Raw genomic sequence first — 23,523 nt, forward strand, 5'->3', positions numbered from 1 at the left:
GCGATACCCAGGCGGCGATCAGAAATTCGGCTTCTCGACCTCAGCGGCATACCGCTCGATCGACTCGACCAGAATCTTCTTGGCCTCTTCGGCATTGCCCCAACCGTCGAGCTTGACCCACTTGCCCTTCTCCAGGTCCTTGTAGTGCTCGAAGAAGTGGCCGATGCGCTCGAGCCAGTGCGGGCTGACCTGGTCGATGTCGTGGATGTGGCTGTAACCGGCGAACACCTTGTCGACCGGCACGGCCAGGATCTTCTCGTCGCCGCCGGCCTCGTCGACCATGCGCAGCACGCCGACCGGACGGCAGCGGATCACCGAGCCGGGGATCAGCGGCAGCGGCAGCACCACCAGCACGTCGGCCGGGTCGCCATCGCCGCAGACAGTGTGCGGGACGTAGCCGTAGTTGCACGGATAGCGCATCGGGGTCGAGAGGATGCGATCGACGAAGATCGCGCCGGAGGCTTTGTCGACCTCGTACTTGACCGGCTCGGCGTCCTTCGGGATTTCGATGATGACGTTGAGCTCGTGCGGCGGATTATTGCCGGTGGGAACGAGGTCCAGACCCATGTGTGCTCCGACTGCTGAGGCCCGCGCAGGTGCGGGCCGTGAAAGAAAGGGGTGGGGCATTCTACGCGGCTGGGTGTTGCATTGCAGCACACGCGGCCGGCGCCGGCCGGCCGGGCCGGGGCGATGCGTAAATGTCCAATCGTCGGTAAAGCCGCGCCTTCGTGCGCCGATCGGCGCCGAACCACGGGCCAGCGGCGGGGCGGCGCCGGCCCGGTCAAGGTGCGTCCAAAAAACGCCAAGGCACCGTCCAATGCCCGTCCGGCCCGGTTGGCGCGCGCGGCTTGCCGCTGCCATCCGACGGTGTTAATCCTGCATTTAGATCGATACAAACGCAGGGGCCGCGATGCAGTGGTGGCAGCACGTACAACACGAAGTGATCGGTTTCTTCGGCCTGGGGGCCTTGCTGAAGTTGCTGGCCGAGCAGGGCTACCGGGCGCTGCTCAGCGCCGACGGGGCCGCGGCGCTGTTGTATCCGGTGATCCCGCTGCTGCTGGTGTACGAGCTGCTGCGCACCGTGGCCGCGCGCCGGTTCAAGCTGGAGGACTACAAGCTCCCGTTCCTGACCATGCTGGCCAACCGGCTGATCTCCGCGTTCCTGACTTTCGGCGTGGTGACCTTGTGCATCGGCCTGTTCCAGCCGTATGCGCCGTTCCAGGTCGGCATCGGCGTGGTCGGGCTGATCTACGGCTATCTGGTGTGGGAGTTCGCCCACTTCGTCTATCACTTCCTCGCCCACAAGGTGCGGCTGCTGTGGTGCCTGCACTCGACTCACCACGCGCCGACCGCGATGAACCTGTCGGTCAACTACGCGCATCTGTTCCTGGAGGCGCCCTACGCCGACCTGGTGCGGACCACGATCTGCATCCTGGCCGGGGTCGAACCGCCGCTGTTGCTGCTGATCATGTTCATCGACGGCCTGTGGGGACAGTTCATCCATCTGGGCGAACACGCGCTCAAGGACGGACGCCTGGGCGCGCTGCACCGGATGATCCTGACCCCGGCGCATCACCGCGTGCATCACGCGCGCAACGTGCTCTACATGGACACCAATTTCTGCAACCTGCTCAATGTCTGGGACCGCGTGTTCGGCACCTATCAGCCGCAGCGCGACGACATCCGGATCGAGTACGGCATCACCCGGCCGATGAAGCCCGGCAGCTTCCTCGATGCCTATCTCGGCGAGTTCCATGCGCTGGGGCGCGACATCGCCAAGGCGCCCGGGTTACGCAACAAACTGCTGTACCTGCTGATGCCGCCGGGCTGGAGTCACGACGGCGAACACAAGACCGCGCAAGCCAGCAAACGCGCCTGGCTGGCGCAGCAGGGGGCGTCATGAAGTTGCGAATCACGTTCGTCGCGATGGTGCTGTGCGTCGCGTCGCTGCCGGTCGCGACGGCCACGGCCGCGGACGCGGCGCCGGTCAATTTCGCCTTGAATCGCCCGACCACCGGTTCGGCGATCTGCAAGCCCGGCGAGGAAGCCGAAAAAGCCGTCAACGGCCTGCTCGCCAGCAAGACCCACGACAAGTTCTGTTCGCTGGTGCGCCCGGCCTGGCTGCGCGTCGATCTGCAATCCGAACGCAAGCTGCGCGGTTTCACCGTGAAGCACGCGCAGGCGGGCGATGAGCCGGCCTCGATGAACACCCGCGCGTTCGCGCTGTCGGTGTCGCGCGACGGGGTGAACTGGCAGCGGGTGGTGAACGTCGACGCCAACGTCGAAGGCGTCAGCATGCATCGCATCGCGCCAGTGCGCGCGCGTTACGTGCGTCTGGACATCCGCCAGCCCGCGCAGGACCCGGCCGATCCGGCCACGCGGATCTACGAGTTGGAAGCGTGGTGAGGCCGCGCGGCTGGCCTCGCAAACAGCGCACGAAGGCCGCGCGAGGGGCCTGGGGACGACCCTAGCGTGGGGTACGCCCTAGCTTGGACGGGCTACATACCGTGGCGTATCTAAAGCCACTCGATCCCGTCAACGCAGGTCCGCCATGTCCGCTTCGCTCGACGCCGCCCGCTCCGCGACTTCCAACCCGACCGAGCAGTACTGGGACAACCCGGCTTCGACCGATCCCAACCGCACGGCCGATCCGGCGTCGCCCGCCGCTCCGTTGCGGGCCATGGGCGAGCCGCAGCGCGAGGCGATCGACGACGCGGTCGCGATCAACGGCGGCGATACCAATCCGCAGCAGCGCACCCAGGGCAAGACCCCCGACGGCAAGACCATCCAGATCGACCCGCTGCACCAGGGCGCGGAAGTAACCATCGCCCGCGAGCAGACCCTGGCCGATGCCGGCCTGGGTCGCACCTATGTCAGCACCGATCAGGTCGTGCTGACCACCGGCGCCAAGAACGACGACGTGCAGATCAGCCAGCGCGACGACGGCACCCTGGATGTCGGCATCAACGGCGAGAAGTACGAGGTACGCCTGGGCGAGAACCAGGAACTCACCATCCGCAGCGGCGCCGGCAACGACACCATCAACGTCGCTTCCAATGTGACCGTCAACATCGTCGTCGACGGCGGCGCGGGCGACGACAAGATCGCCACCGGCGCGGGCAACGACCGCATCGACGGCGGCCTGGGCAACGACGAGATCAACAGCGGCGCCGGTCGCGACGACGTGTTCGGCAACAGCGGCGACGATCGCCTCGATGCCGGCGCCGGCGACGATGTGGTTTACGGCGGCGATGGTGCCGACCGTCTGGCCGGCGGCGAAGGCGTGGACTTCCTCGAAGGCGGGCAGGGCAACGACACGCTCGAAGGCGGCGCCGGCAAGGACATGCTGTCGGGCGGCGTCGGCGACGACACCCTGCGCGGCGGCGAAGGCGACGACGCGGTCTACACCGGCGCCGGCAAGGACACCATCGACAACCAGTCCGGCAACGACAGCGTGTACGCGCAGACCGCGAGCGACGTCATCAACGCCGCGACCGGCGCCAAGAACACCGTGATCAACGTCGAGATCAGTTCCAGCAAGGGCGTGACCATCGAAGGGTCGGATGCGTTCAAGCAGCGCGTCGGCGCCGAGATCGATTTCCTGCGCAGCTCGCCCAACGGCCAGCAGATGCTGACCCAGTTCGATCAGGCGGCCGCGCGCGGCAACAGCGTGACGATCAAGGAACTGGCCAACGAGCAGAACGGCTACGCCCAGACCTTCAGCAACGACGCCGATATCGTGGGCGGCAAGCCCGGCGCCGGCGGCGACGTGCAGATCAGCTACAACCCCTCGTTCCACATGGACGCATTCCCGGCTCCGGTGGTGGTCCTGTACCACGAGATGTCGCATGCCTATAACGGCGTGACCGGCACCTTCCAGCCGGGCACCTACAACGGCACCGGCAAGGACAACGGCCGTGTCCCGAACGCCGAGCGTCAGGCGGTGGGCCTGGAAACCAGCGCGCCGGCCTACGACTTCGACGGCGACCCGAGCACGCCCAAGACCACGGCCAATCCCGATCATCTGACCGAGAACGGCTTGCGCGGCGAGTTGGGGCTGCCGGATCGGCCGAGCTATACGTTGTAAGGCGGGGATTGGGGAGTCGGGACTCGCCAGGCACGGGGCGGAGGGGAGCTTTTTTGTGGGAGGGGCTTCAGCCCCGACGCTTTCCGGTCCGGTCCGGTCCGGTCCCGCGCCTGTCTGGGCAAACAGGCCCCGCCAGCGGGGCCGACCCCATTCGGGCCTGCCGCCGGGGCTCCGGTTCTGCCCTCACCCCCGACATGCTAATTTCTAGTCGCCGTTCCCCGGCACCCGCGTTCACACATGGAGAGTGACGGTGGCAGACGAAACCCAACGCCCCATTCCGATCGACGGCACGCATACGCCGCGATCCGGCCCGCCCGTGGTAGGCCGCACCACCGCGGACGGCAAGCCGATCCACTACGACGAGCTGTTTCGTCAAGGCGATGTCGCGATCACCCGCGAAACCACGATGGAGACCCGCCGCGACGCCAGCGGGCGCAGCGTGCTGTACCCGGGGCTCGATCAACTCGTGCTGAGCACCGGCGCGGCCAACGACAATATCCAGGTGGCCCGCGGCATCGGCGGCCGGCTCGATGTCAGCATCAACGGCACCCGCTACGACGTCGCGCTCGCGCCCGGTCAGGAACTCGCCGTGCGCAGCGGCGCCGGCAACGACATCATCCATGCCCGGCCGGACGTCAACGTCACCATGGACGTCAACGGCGGCGCCGGTAACGACCGCATCACCACCGGCGCCGGCAACGACCGCGTCGACGGCGGCCTCGGCGACGACCGCATCTACACCGCTGGCGGCAACGACTACATCTTCGGCAACCGCGGCAACGACCGCCTCAACGGCGGCGCCGGCAACGACGTGATCTACGGCGGCGACGGCAACGATCACCTGATCGGCAATCAGGGACGCGACTTCCTCGACGGCGGCAAGGGCAACGACCTGATCCAGGGCGGCGCCGGGCGCGACATTCTCGCCGGCGGCCGCGGCAACGATCGCTTGAACGGCGGCGAAGGCGGCGACCGGCTCTACCCGGGCGCGGACCGCAACCAGATCGAAGGTCGGCAGTCGGTGGATCTGCTGCGCGACGGCCGCTCCGACCCCACCTTGGGCACCTCGATCCGGGTCGAAGGTTCCGACGCATTCCGCCAACGGGTCGAGGCGGACATCGAATTCCTGCGCGGCTCGCCGAACGGCCGCCAGATGCTGACCCAGTTGGATGAGGCATCGCGCACCCGCGGCAATCAGGTGACGATCCGCGAACTGGAAAACGAGCAGAACGGCTTCGCCCGCACCACCCCGTCGGGCGATGCGTCGATTCGTCCGGACGGACGCCCGGGCGCGGGTGGCGATGTGGAGGTGCGTTACAACCCCAGTTTCTTCGCCGAGCGGTTCCCGACTCCGGGCGTGGTCCTGTATCACGAGTTGTCGCACGCTTATAACGGCGTGACCGGAACCTTCCAGCCCGGCACCTACACCGGCGCCGGACCGGACGGCCCGCGCACGGTCGGCACGACCACCTATCCCGGCGTCAACAATCGCGAGCGTCAGGCCGTGGGCTTGAGCAATACCGGCACCGCCTACGATTTCGATCACAACCCCCGAACCCCGGCGACCACCGCCAACCCGTTGCCGTTGACCGAAAACGGCATGCGTCGGGAGCTGGGATTCAACGATCGCCCCAGCTACCGCGCGCCGGCGACTTCGGGCCCGGCCGCGCGCACCTCGCTGCAGGACGATCCGCACGATTTCGTCGATCGCATGCTGAGCGCGTCGCAGTCCGGCAATCGCGAAGACTTCCGCAAGTTGACCCAGGCCGCCGCCAACGCCGAACCCGGCCAGGCCTTGCGCAACGAAGCGGTGGCCGGCGCCGATCGCCAGGACCAATTCGCCGCGCAGCAGCGCGAACAGCAACAGCAGGCGCAGCAACCGGACAATCCGGTGCGCGCCGGGCCGAGCCGATGACGCGCCGGTCGTTTCACGTCAGCGGCGATTCGCGGTCGGCGCCGCTTGCGCGCGTCGCGCCGTCGCGCCGTTCTCCTCTGATGACGCTCGCCCTCGCCGCGCTCGTCGTATCGGGCTGCACTCAGGCCCGCACCCCTTCTCCCGCGGAGCAAACGATGACCACTGCGGCTCCCTCAGCGCCGGATGCAGCACGCACCAAGATCACCGTCCCAGGCGCCAACGGCGTCAAGCTGGACGTCGAGTTCCGCTATCAAGCGCAGGCGCGTTCGGTCGAGGTGAACTACCAACTGCATAACCCCGATGCGGCGCCGCCGTTGGCGGTGTTCGATCGCGGCGACCTGCACACGGTGCAGATCGGCCGGCAGAAACTCGGCGCGATCGGCCAGCCCGGTTTCGTCACCGAAGGCACCGACGTGGAGATGCTGCACGCCGCGTTGCCGTTGCCCGACCCGGCGCCGACTTCGCCGCCGACGCCGCTCGCGATCCGGGTCGCGCCTGGTTCGACCCTGTCGGGCCAGTTCAAATCGGAGATCTGGAGCACCACCGTGCCCAAGCGCCTGCGCTGGTGCGTCGGGGTGATGCCGTTCGACGAGAAGTTCTTCGATGCGCCCGCCAAAAGCGCGGACGGGCAAGTGTGGAGCGCGCCGTTCACCGCCGCCGAGGCTCAGCAGATGCTGTGCACGCCGTGGTTCGATATCGCCAAGGGCGGGTTCGAATCCTGAGCGCGGGTCGCGATGCAAGATGACGTGGCGATCCGGAGCCATCGTGCATGGCCGATGCTCCGGGACTCAATTCTTCTGAAAGCCTCGCGGCAAGACCCGAGGCTTACTTCAGCAAGCCATCGAGCTCCGCGTCGCTGAACCCGATCGCGGTCTGCGCGCCGGTATCGGCCAGGATCTTCTTCGCGATCAACTCCGTGGTCGGCGCCAGCACGCTGAAGTGATCCGCGCGCGGCACTACGAAGAACTGTGCTTTCGGGTTCTTGCTGCTCTCGCGCAGCAGTTCGACCTGATCGGTGTTGGCATCGTGATCGCCTTCGAACACGAACAACGGGCTGCGGATCGAAGCCAGCCAGTAACCCGGTGAGCGCAGGCGGATTTCGCGTTCGTCGCTCAGCGACACCGGCAGCATGTCCTGGCCGTAGCCCGACACATCGGCGACCGGTCCGAACGAGAACACGTCGCGGAAACGCGGGTCGATTTGCGCCACCAGCAGCACCAACGTACCGCCGGTGCTGTGACCGCCCAGATAGATGCGTTGTGGGTCGACGTAATCGAGTTTGGCCAGGTGATCGGCGGCGGCGAGGATGTCCTGTACTTCGCCGTAGAAGCCTTCGCGCTCGCCCGGGTTGTCGTTGCCGCCGCGCAGCGAGGGATACATGGTGACGATGCCGGCGGCGCGGAACGCGGCCGCGCTTTGATCGTTCTCGCGCGGTTGCGGCGACCAGAAATCACCGATGGTGTTGGAGTCGCCGCCGCTGATCCAGATGATCGCCGGATGCTTGCCCGGCGCGGCCGGACGCGGCGTCAGGTAAGCGGCGAGCTTGCCGGCGGGCGCGTCGTAACGAATCAGGTCGAGCACGCCGGCTGGCGGCGCCGGTGGCGCTTCGCCGCCGCGGCTGTGGGTAATCAGCTTGGTTGCGACGCCGTTGCGGGCTTCGGCCAGGGTCTTGCCGGCCGCATCCGCGCTCGCGGCGGCTTGGGCGGCGTCGGCGGCGGGTCTTGAGCAGGCCGCGCAGGCCAGGGCGAGCGTCAAGAGTGCGACGTGTCTGCAACGGATCATTGTGAGGTCTTCCTTGAGCGGGCTGCGATGACGCTCAGGTTACCCGCTTGGCTTGCGCGGTGCGCGCAAGGGCTTGGCGCGGTGCTATGTCGAACATGATTCCCGCGAACGCGAACACGGGCTCGGCCTCGCTTCGGCGCATCCCAGTTTCAGCGGCGTCCATGTGTTGCGTCGTCGCGGCTCAGGGGCGCGCGCATGCGATTTGAATTCTTTTCGCCGAGGCTAGGCGTTCGCGCCCAAGAAAACAGCGACGCGAGAAAACGAAGGCGAAAAAAAACGGCAGCCGAAGCCGCCGTTTTTTCATTCTGCCGATCGTGTTCGACCGCAGCGGCGACAGAGCCGCCGCCGGCTCGCTTACTCGACCGACACTTCCACCCGGCGCGCTTCCTCGGGCTTGCCGCCGCCCTCGGTCACCGCCGGCTTGTCGAGCACGATGCGGTCGGCCGCGATGCCCTGCGACTCGAACCACGCTTGCACCGCTTGCGCGCGCTGCTTGGCCAGTTCGGCGTTGGTCGCGGCGCCGCCGGTTTCGTCGTGGAAACCGGAGATGCGCGCCTTGGCGTTGGCATCGTCCTTGAGCGCCGCGACCACGCCGGCCAGATCGGCCGATGCGTTGGCCGGCGGCGTCGACGAGCCGACCTCGAAGTAGAGCTTGGCGTTGCGCTGCGCCGCGGCCGGCGCACCGCCGCCGCCTTCGCTGCCATCGGCCATGGCTCCGGTCGTGCTCGCACCGGCATGGGTGTTCGCGGGCTGGTCCGACATCGAGGCCGACCCGGTGTCGGCATTCGCCGGCGCGGTCATGGCCATGCTCGTGTCGTTCGCGCCGTGCGCCGCGGCCGCCGCGGTTTCGCTGGTCGCCGACACCGGCAACAACGGCACCAGCAACAAGGCGACGATGTTGATGATCTTGATCAAGGGATTGATCGCCGGGCCCGCGGTGTCCTTGTACGGATCGCCGACGGTGTCGCCGGTGACCGCGGCCTTGTGCGCTTCGGAACCCTTGCCGCCGTGGTGACCGTCCTCGATGTACTTCTTGGCGTTGTCCCAGGCGCCGCCGCCGGTGGTCATCGAGATCGCGACGAAGATGCCGGTGACGATGGTGCCGATCAACAGACCGCCGAGCGCCTTCGGCCCGAGCAGCAGGCCGACGACCACGGGCACCGCGACCGGCAATAGCGACGGCACGATCATTTCCTTGATCGCCGACTTGGTCAGCATGTCCACGGCTTTGTCGTACTGCGGCTTGCCGGTGCCGTCCATGATCCCGGGAATGTCGCGGAACTGACGGCGCACTTCCTCGACCACCGCGCCGGCGGCGCGGCCGACCGCTTCCATCGCCATCGCGCCGAACAGATACGGAATCAAACCGCCGATCAACAGGCCGATGATGACCATGTGGTCGGACAGATCGAAGTTGAACACCACGCCCGGATGCGCGGCCTGCAGGTTATGCGTGTAGTCGGCGAACAGCACCAGCGCGGCCAATGCGGCCGAACCGATCGCGTAGCCCTTGGTCACCGCCTTGGTGGTGTTGCCGACCGCGTCGAGCGGATCGGTGATCGCGCGGATTTCCGGCGGCAGCTCGGCCATCTCGGCGATGCCGCCGGCGTTGTCGGTGATCGGGCCGTAGGCGTCCAGCGCCACGATCATGCCGGCCATCGACAGCATCGAGGTCGCGGCGATCGCGATGCCGTACAGGCCGGCAAGATAATGCGAACCCCAGATCGCGATGCACACCGCGATCACCGGCAGCGCGGTCGACTTCATCGACACGCCCAGGCCGGCGATGATGTTGGTGCCGTGACCGGTGGTCGAGGCCTGCGCCACGTGCTTGACCGGCGCGTATTGGGTGCCGGTGTAGTACTCGGTGATCCACACGATCGCGCCGGTCAGGATCAGGCCGATCAGCGCGCAGCCGTACACGTTCAAGGCACCGTAGCTGGCGTCGCGCATCAACTCGGTGGTGATCGGATAGAACGCGATCGCGGCGAGCACAGCCGAGACGATCACGCCCTTGTACAGCGCGCCCATGATCGAGCCGCCTGCCTTCACCTTGACGAAGAACGCGCCGATGATCGACGCGATGATCGACACGCCGCCGAGCACCAGCGGATACAGCACGCCGTTGCCGCCGACCTGGCTGGCCATCAGCGAACCGAGCAGCATGGTCGCGATCACCGTCACCGCATAGGTTTCGAACAAGTCCGCGGCCATGCCGGCGCAGTCGCCGACGTTGTCGCCGACGTTATCGGCGATCACCGCCGGATTGCGCGGATCATCTTCGGGAATGCCGGCTTCGACCTTGCCGACCAGGTCGGCGCCGACGTCGGCGCCCTTGGTGAAGATGCCGCCGCCCAGACGCGCGAAGATCGAGATCAGCGACGAGCCGAACGCCAGACCCACCAACGCGTGCAGCGCTTTCTCGGTGCTGACTCCGAGTTTCGCCAGCACCAGCCAGTAACCGGCCACGCCGAGCAGGCCCAGGCCAACCACCAGCATGCCGGTGATCGCGCCGCCGCGGAACGCGACGTCCATCGCCGCGCCGATGCCCTTGCGCGCGGCTTCGGCGGTGCGCACGTTGGCGCGCACCGATACGTTCATGCCGATGTAACCGGCCGCGCCCGACAGCACCGCGCCGATCAGAAAGCCGATCGCGGTATGCCAGTTGAGGAAGATGCCGATCAGTACGAACAACACCGCGCCGGCGATGGCGATGGTGGTGTATTGACGATTGAGATAGGCGCGTGCGCCTTCCTGGATCGCGCCGGCGATCTCCTGCATGCGTGCGTTGCCGGCGGGTTGAGCGCTGATCCAGCGCGCGGACACGATGCCATACAGGATCGCGATGACGGCGCAGCCAAGCGCCATGATCAAACCGTACTTCTCCAGCATGAACCCCTCCCCAAGGTAGAAAGTGGACATCACGGGACAACGGATCGAGTTGTAAGTCGCGAGTCGCTCGTTGGCCGATGTGCCGCGGAATCGCATCTGCGCGCTGCGTTGTGTTGCATTGCAGCGACGCCGTGGTGCGAGCACGGCGTGCGGCGACTATGGCATAGGCGCCGGGCCGGCGTCAGCGGGCGAGGCCGTGCTGCGACGCGCGTCCGCGTGCCGCGGCCGGGCTTGCGACCCCAGTCACGGATCGTGTGCGGCGGGTTTCAGGATCGATACGTTCTTGAGCCGGGCGAGTGGGGCGATGCCGCACGCGCTGCGCGTGGCTGAATACGCGTCTCGCGCTGACGATGCGTTCGCGCGGAGTGAGCGAGTGAACCCGAGCAATCGAATTCGACCGAGCAGGCTCGACCAAGCAAGCTCGACCAGGCGAGATCGAGCAAGCGGGGCTTGAGCAAGCCACCGGCGATGGTGTGCCGGCGTCATGGCCGACACGCCGCAACGGCAGCGCACGGGGTGAAGTGATGGTTCAGCCGATGCGTGCCAGTCTGCCCCGGCCTTGTAGTCAGGAGCCGACGATGCGAACCGTCCCCGTCTTGGCCTGCGCCTTGTTCGCGCTGGCCCCCATGCTGGCCTCGGCGGCCGCCGATCCGGTTCCGGAGATCAAGCGCGATGCCGCGATCGCCGCCCAGCCGGTCGGCAGCGTGCATACGCTGCGGCAGATTCCCGAAGCCTGCGCGCGTATCGAAGGCCAGTTCACCGGCCAGGCCGAACCGGCGTACAAATTCGCGGTCGTGCGCACCAGTCCGAACTGCCAGCCGCGCGCGCGCTTCGTCGATGCGGCCAAGGCCAAGCCGTCCGAGGCGGGCGGCTGGAAATTCAACGACCTGATCCGGGTGCCCAGCGCGGCCTGTCCGCAACAGCAGGCAGTGGTGCGGATCTGGCGCAAGCCGGCCGCGGCCGCGGTGCCGCCGAGCCTGGATGCGCAGGGCAAGTCGCGGTTGTACCTGCAGGACGAAAAGGAAAAGGCCGCGGCCAACAAGCTGGCGGCGATCCCGATGTTCGCCGCGGCGATGTCGGTCGAGGGCAAGCCCTGCGGAGGTTGAGCCGCAGGGGGTGATCGATCCGCATCCGTGTTGGATGACGAACATGCCGGATGACAAATCGGCCGGATAACGAAAAAGGGCCGCGATGCGGCCCTTTTTCTTGTCTCGCCGACCGCGACCCGCGCGGCGATTACTTGGCCGCGCGGCAATCCTTGAGGATCACCAGGCGCTCGGCGTCTTCGTAGTAATCGAAGGTGCCGGTGAGGTTGATGCGGTCGTTGGTGCGCAGCGACAGCGCATAGCCCTTCTGGTCGGAGGCCAGCTTGCACATCACCCGGGTCTGATAGAGCAGGGTGCGGCTCTGGGTCAGGCCGGGGATCAGCGACGGGTTCATGTCGTAGAACACGCGCAGGATGCCGCCGTCGGTGGTCACGCCCTTGTTCACGCCCTTGAGCGTGTAGACGCGGCCCTTGTAGCGGGTGTCGACAACGGCGACGTTTTCCTTGGCCTGCTGCTCGACCTCGGTGGCCAGCGCGGTGGCCGACATCGCGATCGGCTTGGCCGCCGCGGCCGCGGCGCGCGCCGGCGCGGTCTTGCCCGGCTTGAGCTGGGTCAGCATGCCGCACATGGCCTTCTTGATCTCGCCGGCGTTGCCGAACGAGCCCTTGCGGGTCTTCAGCACCATGCTGACTTCGCCGTCGGCGGTCGCGCTGATGCTGATCGGCAGCGGACGATGCACGGCGCTGGCCGGTTCCTCGACCAGCAGCGAGCCGCCCTGGATGTCTTCGTCGAGGATCTGCATGCTGTTGCCGATCGCGATGTTGCGCATCTGGCCGATCGCGCTGGCGGTGCTCAGGCCGGCGACCTTCACCGAGGTGGAATACTCGCCGCCGGTGATGGGGTTGCCCTTCTTGGTGAAGTTGTCGTCGCATTGGTCGGCGAAAGCCGACAGCGACGGAACGAGCAGCAGCAGCGGTAAGAACTTGCCTTTCATCGAGCACTCCCTGAGTGATGAAACTGTGCGTCCGTGCGCCCCTGTGTCGCATGAACGCTTGCGGCGGCAGATTGCCGCAATCTCAGTGGCTATTCAATGTGTAAGCGATGACCGCACGCGCGCAGCGGACTGATTACCGGACGCAGCGCACAGTGTGACGGGGTGCTCGGCCCGGGCGGACAAGCGCGGATTTGCTCGCGGCGGGCGCGAGGTGTCGCGCGCCGGCCGCGGCGCTTGGTCCGCGGCTTGACGGATTCGGTCTGTTCGTTCCGCCGCGCGGGGCTCGACTCAGCAATCGGGATCTTGATCGTAACGGCGCTGCATTTCGTCCGGTTCGATCTTTTCGATGCTGTGGCCGATGTTCCAGCGGTGGCCGAACGGGTCGATCACCGTGCCCGAGCGTTCGCCGTAGAAATGATCGCGCGGCGCCATCGCCAGCTGCGCACCGGCCGCGACCGCGCGCGCGACCACGTCGTCGGCGTCGTCGACATGCAGATGCAGGGTGTGGCTGTGGCCGCGCGCGGGCTCGGGGCGGCGGATGTCGACCTCGGGGAATTCCTCGCACAGCATCAAGGTGGTGCCGCCCAGATCGAGTTCGACGTGGCCGATGCGGCCGCCGGGTTCGACCAGACGGAATTTTTCGCTGGCGTCGAACACCTTGCAGTAGAACTCGACCGCGGCCTGGGCATCGGCGACGCACAGGTAAGAGAACAGTTCGTGGACGGCCATGGCGGGGGCTCGGTTGGAGTGTGGTGGGGAGTCTGCATCGGCGACCCAATGCCGGATTGGACGGAATTTACCTGTGCTGCATCGGGCGCGCCGACGCCGTCAGGCCGGGCTCGTCACGATGCGCGGTTCAAGCCACCGGCAAATGATGCGCACTCGCCGCGGCGGCGGCCAGGTACTCGCGCGGGCTCACTCCGCTGAACTCGCGGAATTCGCGGATCAGATGCGATTGATCGAAATACCCGGCATCCAACGCGAGTTGGGCCCAGCCCGGCCGCGGCGTCGCCGACAACGCCTTCAGCAGGCGCTTGAAACGCAGCACCCGCGCATAGCGCTTGGGCGCCAGACCGGCGGCCTCGCGAAAGCGGGCGATGAAATGGCGGTGACTGCGGCCGCTGCCATGCGCGAGCGCGGCGATGCGATCGGCGCCGATCGGTTCGTGTTGCAGTCGGTGCAAGGCGTCGGCGATCTGCGGATCGAGCCCATGCAACGGCCGCAGGCGCGCGCGCAGGAAGCGTTCGAACACGGCGCGGCGGCGGATCGGATCGGCGGTCGCGGCCAGACGTTCGTACAAACCATCGGCCTGCGCGCCACACAGATCGCGCAGATCGGTATGCGCGCCTTCCAGTTCGGCCGCGGAAACGCCGAACAAGGCCAGCGCGGCGCCCGGCCGCAGCACCGCGCCAACCGAAGCGGCCGGCAATGACGTGTCCTTGATGCAATACGAAGCCCGCACCCCACCCACCACCGCGGGCGAATACACCCGCCCGACCCGATCGGCCGCATCCGCATACAAGCGCAGCGGCGGCCCATCGAGGCGGATCGCCAGATGCATCGCGCCGCTGGGCAGCGAATGCTCGCGTGCATGCGCGGGCGCCGCGGCCGGACGCGCGCTGACCCAGACCTGTTCGATCCAGGGCCGTAGTTCCGGCAGCAGCGGCGCGTCGGCGGACATGGCCCGGGCTCAGCCCTCGAACGGCGGCAGCTTGGGCTTGACCGCGACGTTCTTGAGCGTGACGTACTTCGGCAGACCATCGCGCCCGTACGGCGGCGGCGCCTCGCCGCGGATCAGCGGTTCCAGATAGCGTCGCGCGGCCGCGGTGATGCCGTAGCCGTCCTTGCGCAGAAACCCGGCCGGCATCTTCTTTTCGTGATTGGCGACCTTGTCCAGCGGCGCGGCCTCGATCTTCCAGCGATACGGCGCGTCGGAGGTGCGCACGATCACCGGCATCACCGAGTTCATGCCCTTGAGCGCGTACTCGACCGCGGCCTTGCCGACCGCGCGCGCCTGTTCGACGTCGGTCTTGGAGGCGACATGCCGGGCCGAGCGCTGCAGATAATCCGGCAGCGCCCAATGCACCTTGTAGCCCAGCGCGTCCTTGACCCGTCCGGCCAGATGCGAGGCGACCCCGCCGAGCTGGGTGTGGCCGAACGAATCCTTGCCGCCGCCGGCATCGGCGACGAAGCGGCCGTCGGCGGTCTGGATGCCCTCGCTGGCGACCACCACGCAGTAACCCACGCGTTCGACCGTGGCTTTGACCTTGGCGAAGAAATCGGCTTCGTTGTAGGGGCGCTCGGGAAACAGGATCAGGTGCGGCGCGGCGTCCGCGCCGTCGCCGGCCAGGCCGGCCGCGGCCGCGAGCCAGCCGGCATGGCGGCCCATCGCCTCGTACACGAACACCTTGGTCGAGGTCTCGGCCATCGCCGCCACGTCCAGCGCGGCCTCGCGCACCGACACCGCGGTGTACTTGGCGGCCGAGCCGAAGCCCGGGCAGCAGTCGGTCACCGCCAGGTCGTTGTCGACCGTCTTGGGCACGCCGATGCAGGTCAGCGGGTAGCCGAATTCGGCCGCCAGGCGCGAGACCTTGAGCGCGGTGTCGGCGGAATCGTTGCCGCCGTTGTAGAGGAACCAGCGAACATCGTGGGCCTTGAGCACGGCCAGCAGGCGTTCGTAGCGGGCGCGGTCGGCGTCCAGCGACTTCAGCTTGACCCGGCACGAGCCGAACGCGCCGCCGGGGGTGTGGCCCAAGGCCGCGATCGCCGCGGCCGACTCCTTGGAGGTATCGATCAGCTCCTCGCGCAGCGCGCCGAGGATGCCGTTGCGGGCCGCCAATACCTTGATTCCGCGCGCCCGCGCGGTCTCGATCACCGCCGAGGCGGTGGCGTTGATGACGGCGGTCACACCGCCCGATTGCGCGTACAGCAGGTTTCCAGCGGGTTTTGCGGAGGACTTCGCGGTCGGCATGGGGATTCCAGGATTTGCGCCGGTTTGCGGTAAGCTGACCGCAATATTCCCCGGCGGGTGAATGGCGGCTGTGAGTGTAGCGCCGCCCCGCGGACGGGCCAGCGACGAGGTCGGCGATCGCCGATCTGGGGCGCGGCCCGACGGGCCGCCCCGGCGCAGTGCGCGCGGGCGCGACGGTTTCATGTTGTCTCAGGAGCGATGTTGATGCGATTGGTATTACTGGGCGCGCCCGGTTCCGGCAAGGGCACGCAAGCCACGCGGCTCAAGGAGCATCTGCAGGTGCCGCATATTTCCACCGGCGATCTGTTGCGGGCCGAAGTGGCCGCCGGCAGCAAGCTGGGCCTGGAAGCCAAGGCGGTGATGGACGCCGGCAATCTGGTCAGCGACGAAATCCTGCTGGGCATGCTCGAGGACCGCTTCTCGCGTCCCGACACCGCCGGCGGTTTCATCCTCGACGGCTACCCGCGCAATCTGGCCCAGGCCGATGCGATGGACGCGCTGCTCAAGAAGATCGGCCAGCCGATGGACTTCGCCGTGCAGCTGGAAGTGCCGATCGAGCTGCTGGTCGAGCGCATCGCCGGCCGCGCCGCCGAGCAGGGCCGCAAGGACGACAGTCCCGATGCGGTTCGCACCCGTCTGAAGGTGTACGACGACGTCACCGCGCCGGTCATCGAGTACTACCGCCAGCACGGCCGCCTGACCGTGGTCGACGGCGTGGGTTCGCTGGACGAAGTGTTCACCCGCATCATCGAGGCGCTGGAGCCGGCGCCGACGGTGGGTTGAGTTTTTCGCAGTGGCTTTGCTCCCTCTCCCGCCCGCGGGAGAGGGCCGGGGTGAGGGCATACGCGCCCGCACTCCTGTCGTGAGCGGGGAATCCGAGGCCGTCGAGCAGGGCTTGCGCGCGATAGCAACCGCCGTCGTTGACCGATCCTCGCGTGCCCTCACCCCAGCCCTCTCCCGCAAGCGGAAGAGGGGGCGCTGGTGCCAGCGGGAGCCGCTTTGTTGAACACCCGCATCCTCTTTCGGAATTTCGGATCTTGAAGCTCCATATCTTGGGCATCGCCGGCACCTTCATGGGCGGCGTCGCCGCGCTCGCGCGCGAACTCGGGCATGCGGTCGAAGGCAGCGACCAGGCGGTGTATCCGCCGATGTCGACCCAGCTTGAACAGCTCGGCATCGCGCTGCAGCAGGGCTACAAGCCCGAACACATTTCCGCCGATTGCGACGAGATCGTGGTCGGCAACGCGCTGTCGCGCGGCAACGCCGCGGTCGAACAGGTGCTCGACGACGGACGCAAATACACCTCCGGCGCGCAGTGGTTGTCCGAACAGGTGTTGCCCGGACGCGACACGCTCGCGGTCGCCGGCACCCACGGCAAGACCACGACCACCTCGATCCTGACCTGGCTGCTGCAAGCGGCCGGCCGCGAGCCCGGCTTCCTGATCGGCGGGGTGGCCGAGGATTTCGGCGTGTCCGCGCGCATCGGTGGTGGTCGCGAATTCGTGGTCGAGGCCGACGAATACGACACCGCGTTCTTCGACAAGCGCAGCAAGTTCGTCCACTACCGCCCGCTGGTGGCGATTCTCAATAATCTTGAATACGACCACGCCGATATCTTCCCCGACGTGGCCGCGATCCAGCGCCAGTTCCACCATCTGGTGCGGACCGTGCCGCGCCGCGGCCGCCTGATCGTCAACGGCGAAGACGAGCGTCTGAGCGAAGTGTTGGCGATGGGCTGCTGGACGCCGGTCGAACGCTTCGGTCTGGAAGGCAAGGCCGGTTACGAATGGACCGCGCGGCTGCTGGCCGAAGACGGCAGCGCGTTCGTGGTGATCCATCGCGGCCGCGACATCGGCGAAGTGCGCTGGCCCTTGCTCGGTCGCCACAACGTCATGAACGCATTGGCCGCGCTCGCCGCGGCCAACGCGGTCGGGGTCGAGGTCGCTTCGGTGCTGCCGGCGCTGGCCGGGTTCCGCAGCGTCAAGCGCCGGCTCGAAGTGATCGGCGAGACCGGCGGGATCACCGTGTACGACGACTTCGCCCATCATCCGACCGCGATCGCGACCACGCTCGCCGGCTTGCGCGCGCGCGTGGGCACGGCGCGGATCGTGGTGGCGATGGAACCGCGCAGCAATTCGATGCGGCTGGGCGCGCATTCCGACGCGCTCGCGCCGTCGCTCGACGGCGCCGATGTCGTCGTGTTCCTGCATCGGCCCGAATTGGCGTGGGACGCGGGCAAGGTGCTCGCCGGCCTGCGCGGCGAAGGCGTGACCGTGGCCGACGCCGACGGCTTGATCGCCGCGTTGCGCGAACGCGTGCGTGCAGGCGACCATGTGGTGTTCATGTCCAACGGCGGTTTCGATGGGGCGCCGCGGCGGTTTTTTGCGGCCGGGATTGGGGATTCGTGATTTGGGATTGGCAAAGGCGGGATTGGTAAAAGCGGGATTCGCTTCGCTCTGCGCGATGCGTTGAAGTCTTGGTCGATGCCTCGATAGCCATGATGCGATCGCGGTTTTGTTTTACGGGCAGCAGACGCCGACGCGTCGCGCCGTGATGCCACTGGCGCTAGCCGCTACGCGTTTCCATAGTGCCGATAAAGCGCTCGAAACACCGGCCAGGGGCCGGGTACACTGCGGCCATGCCGTCCGAGCCCGCCGTCGCCGAATCGCTGGGATTGTTCCCGCTGCATACCGTGCTGCTGCCGGGCGGCTCGCTGAGCCTGCGCGTATTCGAACGCCGTTATCTCGATCTGGTGCGCGAATGCGGCCGGGTCGGTCGCGGCTTCGGTGTCTGCCTGATCATCGATGGCGAAGAAGTCGGCGCGCCGGCCGCCGCGGCGGCGTTCGGCACCGAAGCGGTGATCGAGGATTTCGGCACTGGCGACGACGGCCTGTTGACCTTGCGGGTGCGCGGCGCGCGGCGCTTCCACGCCGACCGCGTGCGGGTGCGCGACAACGGTTTGCAGGTCGCGGACGTGCGCTGGTGCGAGCCCGATCCCGACGAGGTCGTGCGGCCCGAGCATTCGCTGCTGGTGACCTTGCTGGAACGTTTGTTCGAACAGGCCGGCGGCGAGCACAGCAAGGCCGCGCATTCGCGTTTCGACGACGCGGCCTGGGTCGGCTGGCGCCTGGCCGAACTGTTGCCGTTGACGCTGTCGCAGCGGCAGATGCTGTTGCAGCTGGACGATCCGCATGCGCGGCTGGATCAGGTGTTGGCGTTGTTGCCTTGAGTGGGTTGGTTCATAGCCGCAGCCGCATCAAAAGCAAAGCAAAAGCGAATCCCCCCTGGCCCCCCTTTTGCAAAGGGGGGAACCCGTCTCGTGGCTTTGGGAAGGCGGATACGGCGAAGCTTCGAATACAGCAATCGAATGGCGTAAGCCGTCATGGTACTTACTCATGCCGGATCGATCGCTACTAACTCAATAGCCTCAATTGCCTGCCAATTGAACGGACTGATCCGTCTGAGCGAAACGAACCAATCCGACGCGGTGACCCCGCCCAAAGCTTTTCCCCCCTTTGGAAAAGGGGGGCAGGGGGGATTCGCTTTTACTCCATCCCCCAACGAATCCCGCACCCCACTCAAAGCCCCGGCACAGCCCCCGGCACCCGATACTGCGACTGCATCCGCAGCACCTCCACCCCGTTCTTCGGATGCGCTTGCTGGATCATGGTGAAACCAGTCAGCGCCCGGCGCACCTGCGCATGCGCGTTGCCGTCGTCGGGCTGCGGCAGCCACAGCGCGGCCGAGTCGAACGGCTTGTTGAGCTTCAAGGTCTGAGTGGTGCCGATCCACAGCGGCGTCCCGTCGGACAGCACCGCCGGCGCCGGCCACAGGCGCAGCGCGTACTGGATATCCGGGGTCGGCCCGTCGCGCAGCATCAACAGGGTTTCGGCCTGCGCGTCGAGCGTCGCCGGCAGCACGACTTGATCGCGCGGCGCGGTGTCGTCGTCGAGCAAGGCGATCGTCGCCAACCAATCGGCCTGCGGTTGCACCCGCCAGCCATTGGCTTCCAGGGTCGCGCGCAACGGCGGCAGGGGGCCGGCGATCTGCAGGTCCAGCGGCCAGCGCCTGCGCGCATCACTTTCGTTGCGTTGTGCGGGCAAGGTGGTCCAATCGTGCTTCCACCACGCATCGGCGTTCAACACCGTGCTCGGCGTGGCCGAGGCGAACTTGGCCAACAGCGCATCGGCCGAGCGCGGCGCATGCCACAGCGCGGCGGCGACGAACACGCTGTAGAACAGCCACGCCAGCGGCCGCATCCAGAACGAACGCGCGACGTGGCGGCGATAGGCGATGCCGAGCACCAGCAACCAGACGATGCCGAACAAGGTGCCGCCGACCAGATCGCTGGGCCAATGCGCGCCCAGGTACAGCCGCGAAAATCCGACTAGCGTTGTGACCACGCCGGCCAGCAAGTAAGGCCACACCCGTTGCCGCCCGGGCAATTCGCGTGCGATCAAAACCGCGAAGAAACCGAACACGATCGTGGTCATGGTGACCGCGACCGACGGGAAACCGAAACCGGCCGGCGCGGTCGGCGGACGCGGCATGTCGATCGCCGCTTCCAGCAACGAGGTGAGCGCCAGCCCGAACACGATCGCGCCGACCCAGTGCGCCGCGGCCATCCAGCGCCGTCGCCAGGCCAGATACGCCAGCACCGCCAGCGAGGCAGGGGCCAGCACCTGGGCGTCGCCGAGGCAGGCCAGCGCGGCCATCAATCGGTCGGCGAGCGGATTGCGCAAAGTCCACATGAACTCGTGGATGGTGTGATCGATCTGCAGCGGCCCGCCGCTGGCGAGCAAGGTCGCCAGCAAGGTGAACCAGATCCAGCTGATCGCGAGCAGACACACTGCCAGCATCACCAGCGATGCCGATTCGGGGCGATTGGGATCGATCAGCGCGCCGGCGTAGCGGCCCAGGTGCGGGTGCGCGCGGGTCCACAGCAGCGCGCGCGCGAGCAGGTTGTTGGCGTGCGAGGCGAACCAGCGCCAGGTGTAGAGCACCGTCGCCCACACCAGCGCCACCGCGATCAGCAGCGCGCCGAGCACGATCGCGAGCCGGTCGGCGACCGCGGCGACCGCGTCGTAGGACGCGCCCAGCACCCAACCCGGGGCGAGGAACAGCGCCGACCAGCCCACGCAGGCGACGAAGCTGGGCAAGGCGTAGCGGCGCATCGGCATGCGCAGCATGCCGGCGATGGCCGGCACGAACGGCCGGATCGCGCCGACGAAGCGGGCGATCAGGATGCTCTTGCTGCCGTGGCGGTGGAAAATGGTTTCGCCGCGGTCGAGCCATTGCGGGTAACGCGAGAACGGCCAGCGCTGACGCAACTGCGGCCCCCAGCGGCGACCGATCCAATAGCTCAGGCCGTCGCCGGCGAACGCGCCGAGGGTTGAGCAGGCCAACGCGTACGGGCCGTTGATATGGCCCAGGCCGACCAGGGTGCCGACCGCGAACAGCAGCGGCAGCGCCGGCACCACGATGCCGAGAATGATGAGCGCGTCGCAGAAGGCGATCAGGAAGATCACCACGCCCGCGGCGATGGGGTGGGCCGCGATCCATGCGGTCGCGCTTTCAAGCCAGGCTGAGTCCATCGGACGATTATAGGCAGCGCTCTCTGTGGCGCGGGTGACTGGTTTTGGTGCCGGGATTCGGGACTGGGGATTCGGGATTTGTAAAGGCCTGGCGCATCCGACCGGTGAATGGCGCTATCCCCAATCTCGAATCCCCAATCCCGGCTCCGAAGTACACTTCCCCCAATGTCCCCCGAAGTTACCGAAGTGGCCGCGCTCAAGGCCGACAGTTTTGGCCGGATCGCGTTGATGCGCGACGACGATGGCCTGTTCGTGCGCCGCGACCTGGCCCATGTGCCGTGGTGGCTGCGCCTGCCGGCGTGGTGGCTGGCGCGGCGCGAGGCGCGCGCGCTGCAACGCGTCGACGGGCTGGAGGCGACGCCGCAGCTGTTGCGCTGGGACGGTCGCCGGCTCGATCGCAGTTATCTCGACGGCGCGGCCATGTACCAGCGCCCGCCGCGCGGCGATCTGGCCTATTTCCGGCAAGCACGGCGCCTGCTGCAACGCCTGCATCGGCGCGGTCTGGCGCATAACGATCTGGCCAAGGAGGCCAACTGGCTGGTGCTGATCGACGGCACCCCGGCGATCATCGATTTCCAGCTCGCCACCCGCGGCGACCCGCGCTCGCGCTGGATGCGCCTGCTCGCGCGCGAAGATCTGCGCCACTTGCTCAAGCACAAGCGCACCTATTGCCCGCAGGCGCTGACCCCGGTCGAACGGCGCGTGCTCAAGCGTCATTCCTGGCTGCGCGAGGTCTGGTTCGCGACCGGCAAGCCGGTCTACCGCTTCGTGACCCGGCGCATCCTGCATTGGGAAGACAACGAGGGGCAGGGGCCGAAGCCTTGAGGGCCGGGATTGGGGATTCGGGATTAGGATGGAGCTGTTGTTTTTTGCGAATCTCTAATCCCGAATCCCCAATCACGGCCCCACCATGACCAGCCTTTCAGGCAAGACCCTCTTCATCACCGGCGCCTCGCGCGGTATCGGCCGCGAGATCGCGCTGCGCGCCGCGCGCGACGGCGCCAACATCGCGATCGCGGCCAAGTCCTCGGTCGCCAATCCCAAGCTGCCGGGCACCATTCACAGTGTCGCCGCCGAAGTCGAAGCCGCCGGCGGCCGCGCGCTGGCGCTCAAGTGCGATATCCGCGAAGAAGACGAAGTCAACGCCGCGGTCGCCGCGACCGTCGATGCGTTCGGCGGTCTCGACATCCTGGTCAACAACGCCAGCGCAATCTGGTTGCGCGGCGCGCTGGACACGCCGATGAAGCGTTTCGACCTGATGCAACAGGTCAACGCGCGCGGCAGCTTCCTGTGCGCGCAGGCCTGCTTGCCGTATCTGCAGCAGGCCGCCAACCCGCACATCCTGACCCTGGCGCCGCCGCCGAGCCTGGACGTGAAGTGGTGGGCGCCGCATACCGGTTACACCTTGGCGAAGATGGGCATGAGCTTCGTGACCCTGGGCCTGGCCGGTGAGTTCGGTCCGCGCGGGATCGCTGTCAACGCGTTGTGGCCGAAGACCATCATCGCCACCGATGCCTTGAACCTGATTCCGGGGGTTGCGCTGGATCGCTGCCGCAAGCCGGAGATCGTGGCCGATGCGGTGCATGCGGTGTTGGTGCGCCCGGCGCAGGATTTTTATGGGCGCTTCCTGATCGACGAGGAGGTGTTGACCGAGGCGGGCGTGACCGATTTCAGCAAGTACGCGGTCGATCCGAGCAAGTCGTTGTTGCCGGATTTGTTTCTGGGTTGAGTGGTCGGTCGAGGTCGATTCGTAAAGCGCATGGGCACACGTTCCTTATGACGTGTACCCCGCATAAGCCAGCCTTGGTGGCGGCAGTCCCTGCAGGAGCGGCGCAAGCCGTGACCGCGGGGATGCAGTTACGACGAACGTTGCGCGGTTGCCGTGATAGCGCGGTCGCGGCTTGCGCCGCTCCTACAGCTAGGCGATGCAGCTTTTGCTTGCGCTTGAAGCCGCGCAGTTCATCCAGCGCTGCGAAGTCGCTAATTCGCGAGAACAAAAGCACACCCGAAGGGCGGCGCACATGGATGTGCGCCGTGCGCCACCGAGANGCTTGCGGGCACTTGATTCACAAAAAAGCATTTTTCTTTGGTTACCTTTCTGTTGTTGCTTTAGACAAAAGAAAGTAACTCGGCCGCTTGCGGACGAAAGCTGTTGATATTGTCTTTGCTTCAAAGGTTCTAAAGCTTCAAAGCTTTAGAAGCTGCAAGCAGGATCAAAAGCTTCCGCCACTAAAGCGGCGGG

General features: G+C 67.0%; 19 protein-coding genes and 1 pseudogene. 11 read left to right on the plus strand and 9 right to left on the minus strand.

Annotation, left to right across the window (positions count from 1 at the left end):
• Positions 1 to 18: 18 nt before the first annotated feature.
• Entirely contained in the window at positions 19 to 567 is a 549-nt protein-coding gene (gene ppa / locus ASD86_RS23050) for an inorganic diphosphatase (RefSeq protein WP_056116378.1), read from the minus strand.
• A gap of 343 nt (positions 568 to 910) precedes the next feature.
• Here ppa and ASD86_RS23055 point away from each other — a divergent pair, with 343 nt between their 5' ends.
• The 5 genes from ASD86_RS23055 to ASD86_RS23075 all read left to right on the plus strand — a co-directional run bounded on the left by ASD86_RS23055 (position 911) and on the right by ASD86_RS23075 (position 6,724).
• Entirely contained in the window at positions 911 to 1,903 is a 993-nt protein-coding gene (locus ASD86_RS23055) for a sterol desaturase family protein (protein WP_056116382.1), read from the plus strand.
• Entirely contained in the window at positions 1,900 to 2,406 is a 507-nt protein-coding gene (locus ASD86_RS23060) for a discoidin domain-containing protein (protein ID WP_056116385.1), read from the plus strand. The genes ASD86_RS23055 and ASD86_RS23060 overlap by 4 nt, the downstream gene beginning before the upstream one ends.
• A 145-nt stretch (positions 2,407 to 2,551) precedes the next feature.
• The gene (locus ASD86_RS23065) at positions 2,552 to 4,087 is read left to right on the plus strand and encodes a M91 family zinc metallopeptidase (RefSeq protein ID WP_056116388.1); all 1,536 of its coding nucleotides are present in this window, start codon (positions 2,552 to 2,554) and stop codon (positions 4,085 to 4,087) included.
• A 250-nt stretch (positions 4,088 to 4,337) separates the two neighbouring features.
• A complete protein-coding gene (locus tag ASD86_RS28295; RefSeq protein WP_162253725.1) occupies positions 4,338 to 6,002 on the plus strand; it encodes a M91 family zinc metallopeptidase in 1,665 nt (554 codons plus the stop codon).
• A gap of 155 nt (positions 6,003 to 6,157) precedes the next feature.
• A complete protein-coding gene (locus tag ASD86_RS23075) occupies positions 6,158 to 6,724 on the plus strand; it encodes a hypothetical protein (protein ID WP_157477045.1) in 567 nt (188 codons plus the stop codon).
• A gap of 103 nt (positions 6,725 to 6,827) precedes the next feature.
• Here the strand turns inward: ASD86_RS23075 and ASD86_RS23080 are convergent, their stop codons facing one another.
• The 3 genes and pseudogenes from ASD86_RS23080 to ASD86_RS23085 all read right to left on the minus strand — a co-directional run.
• A complete protein-coding gene (locus tag ASD86_RS23080; protein WP_157477047.1) occupies positions 6,828 to 7,784 on the minus strand; it encodes a prolyl oligopeptidase family serine peptidase in 957 nt (318 codons plus the stop codon).
• Positions 7,785 to 8,138: 354 nt separating this feature from the next.
• Entirely contained in the window at positions 8,139 to 8,591 is a 453-nt protein-coding gene (locus ASD86_RS28055) for an OmpA family protein (RefSeq protein ID WP_343123613.1), read from the minus strand.
• Between the two features lie 60 nt (positions 8,592 to 8,651).
• Positions 8,652 to 10,676: pseudogene (locus ASD86_RS23085) on the minus strand (sodium-translocating pyrophosphatase); the annotation flags it as partial.
• A 578-nt stretch (positions 10,677 to 11,254) separates the two neighbouring features.
• Here ASD86_RS23085 and ASD86_RS23090 point away from each other — a divergent pair.
• Positions 11,255 to 11,782 carry a hypothetical protein gene (locus ASD86_RS23090; protein ID WP_056116400.1) on the plus strand — a complete coding sequence of 176 codons (528 nt, stop codon included), beginning with the start codon at positions 11,255 to 11,257 and terminating at the stop codon, positions 11,780 to 11,782.
• Positions 11,783 to 11,912: 130 nt separating this feature from the next.
• On the opposite strand, the gene ASD86_RS23095 is transcribed toward ASD86_RS23090, so the two are convergent.
• The 4 genes from ASD86_RS23095 to ASD86_RS23110 all read right to left on the minus strand — a co-directional run bounded on the left by ASD86_RS23095 (position 11,913) and on the right by ASD86_RS23110 (position 15,687).
• Entirely contained in the window at positions 11,913 to 12,716 is an 804-nt protein-coding gene (locus tag ASD86_RS23095) for a hypothetical protein (protein ID WP_056116405.1), read from the minus strand.
• 288 nt (positions 12,717 to 13,004) lie between these two features.
• The gene (locus ASD86_RS23100) at positions 13,005 to 13,445 is read right to left on the minus strand and encodes a VOC family protein (RefSeq protein WP_056116408.1); all 441 of its coding nucleotides are present in this window, start codon (positions 13,443 to 13,445) and stop codon (positions 13,005 to 13,007) included.
• A 127-nt stretch (positions 13,446 to 13,572) separates the two neighbouring features.
• Complete coding sequence (locus ASD86_RS23105; protein ID WP_056116411.1) at positions 13,573 to 14,397, minus strand: AraC family transcriptional regulator; 825 nt, start codon at positions 14,395 to 14,397, stop codon at positions 13,573 to 13,575.
• A gap of 9 nt (positions 14,398 to 14,406) precedes the next feature.
• Positions 14,407 to 15,687, minus strand: coding sequence for a 6-phosphofructokinase (locus ASD86_RS23110; RefSeq protein WP_056116415.1), 1,281 nt, complete (start codon positions 15,685 to 15,687; stop codon positions 14,407 to 14,409).
• A 204-nt stretch (positions 15,688 to 15,891) separates the two neighbouring features.
• Between ASD86_RS23110 and ASD86_RS23115 the strand changes: the two genes are divergently transcribed.
• The 3 genes from ASD86_RS23115 (at position 15,892) to ASD86_RS23125 (ending at position 18,916) form a co-directional block, all read left to right on the plus strand.
• Positions 15,892 to 16,470 (plus strand): adenylate kinase, encoded by a 579-nt coding sequence (locus tag ASD86_RS23115; protein WP_056116585.1) that lies wholly within the window; start codon positions 15,892 to 15,894, stop codon positions 16,468 to 16,470.
• Positions 16,471 to 16,721: 251 nt separating this feature from the next.
• Positions 16,722 to 18,095, plus strand: a complete 1,374-nt coding sequence (gene mpl, locus ASD86_RS23120) for a UDP-N-acetylmuramate:L-alanyl-gamma-D-glutamyl-meso-diaminopimelate ligase (protein ID WP_056116588.1) — start codon at positions 16,722 to 16,724, stop codon at positions 18,093 to 18,095.
• Positions 18,096 to 18,325: 230 nt separating this feature from the next.
• Positions 18,326 to 18,916: an LON peptidase substrate-binding domain-containing protein gene (locus ASD86_RS23125; RefSeq protein WP_056116418.1), complete on the plus strand. Its 591-nt coding sequence runs from the start codon at positions 18,326 to 18,328 to the stop codon at positions 18,914 to 18,916.
• A gap of 349 nt (positions 18,917 to 19,265) precedes the next feature.
• Here ASD86_RS23125 and ASD86_RS23130 read toward each other — a convergent pair whose 3' ends face one another.
• Entirely contained in the window at positions 19,266 to 21,281 is a 2,016-nt protein-coding gene (locus ASD86_RS23130) for a bifunctional DedA family/phosphatase PAP2 family protein (protein ID WP_056116421.1), read from the minus strand.
• 165 nt (positions 21,282 to 21,446) lie between these two features.
• On the opposite strand from ASD86_RS23130, the gene ASD86_RS23135 reads away from it, so the two are divergent.
• Together ASD86_RS23135 and ASD86_RS23140 are read left to right on the plus strand one after the other, a co-directional pair.
• Entirely contained in the window at positions 21,447 to 22,106 is a 660-nt protein-coding gene (locus ASD86_RS23135) for a serine/threonine protein kinase (RefSeq protein ID WP_056116422.1), read from the plus strand.
• A gap of 85 nt (positions 22,107 to 22,191) precedes the next feature.
• Complete coding sequence (locus ASD86_RS23140) at positions 22,192 to 23,010, plus strand: NAD(P)-dependent oxidoreductase (RefSeq protein ID WP_056116424.1); 819 nt, start codon at positions 22,192 to 22,194, stop codon at positions 23,008 to 23,010.
• The last annotated feature ends 513 nt before the right edge of the window (positions 23,011 to 23,523 follow it).

The sequence above is a fragment of the Lysobacter sp. Root690 genome, assembly GCF_001427785.1.
GTDB lineage: Bacteria > Pseudomonadota > Gammaproteobacteria > Xanthomonadales > Xanthomonadaceae > Lysobacter.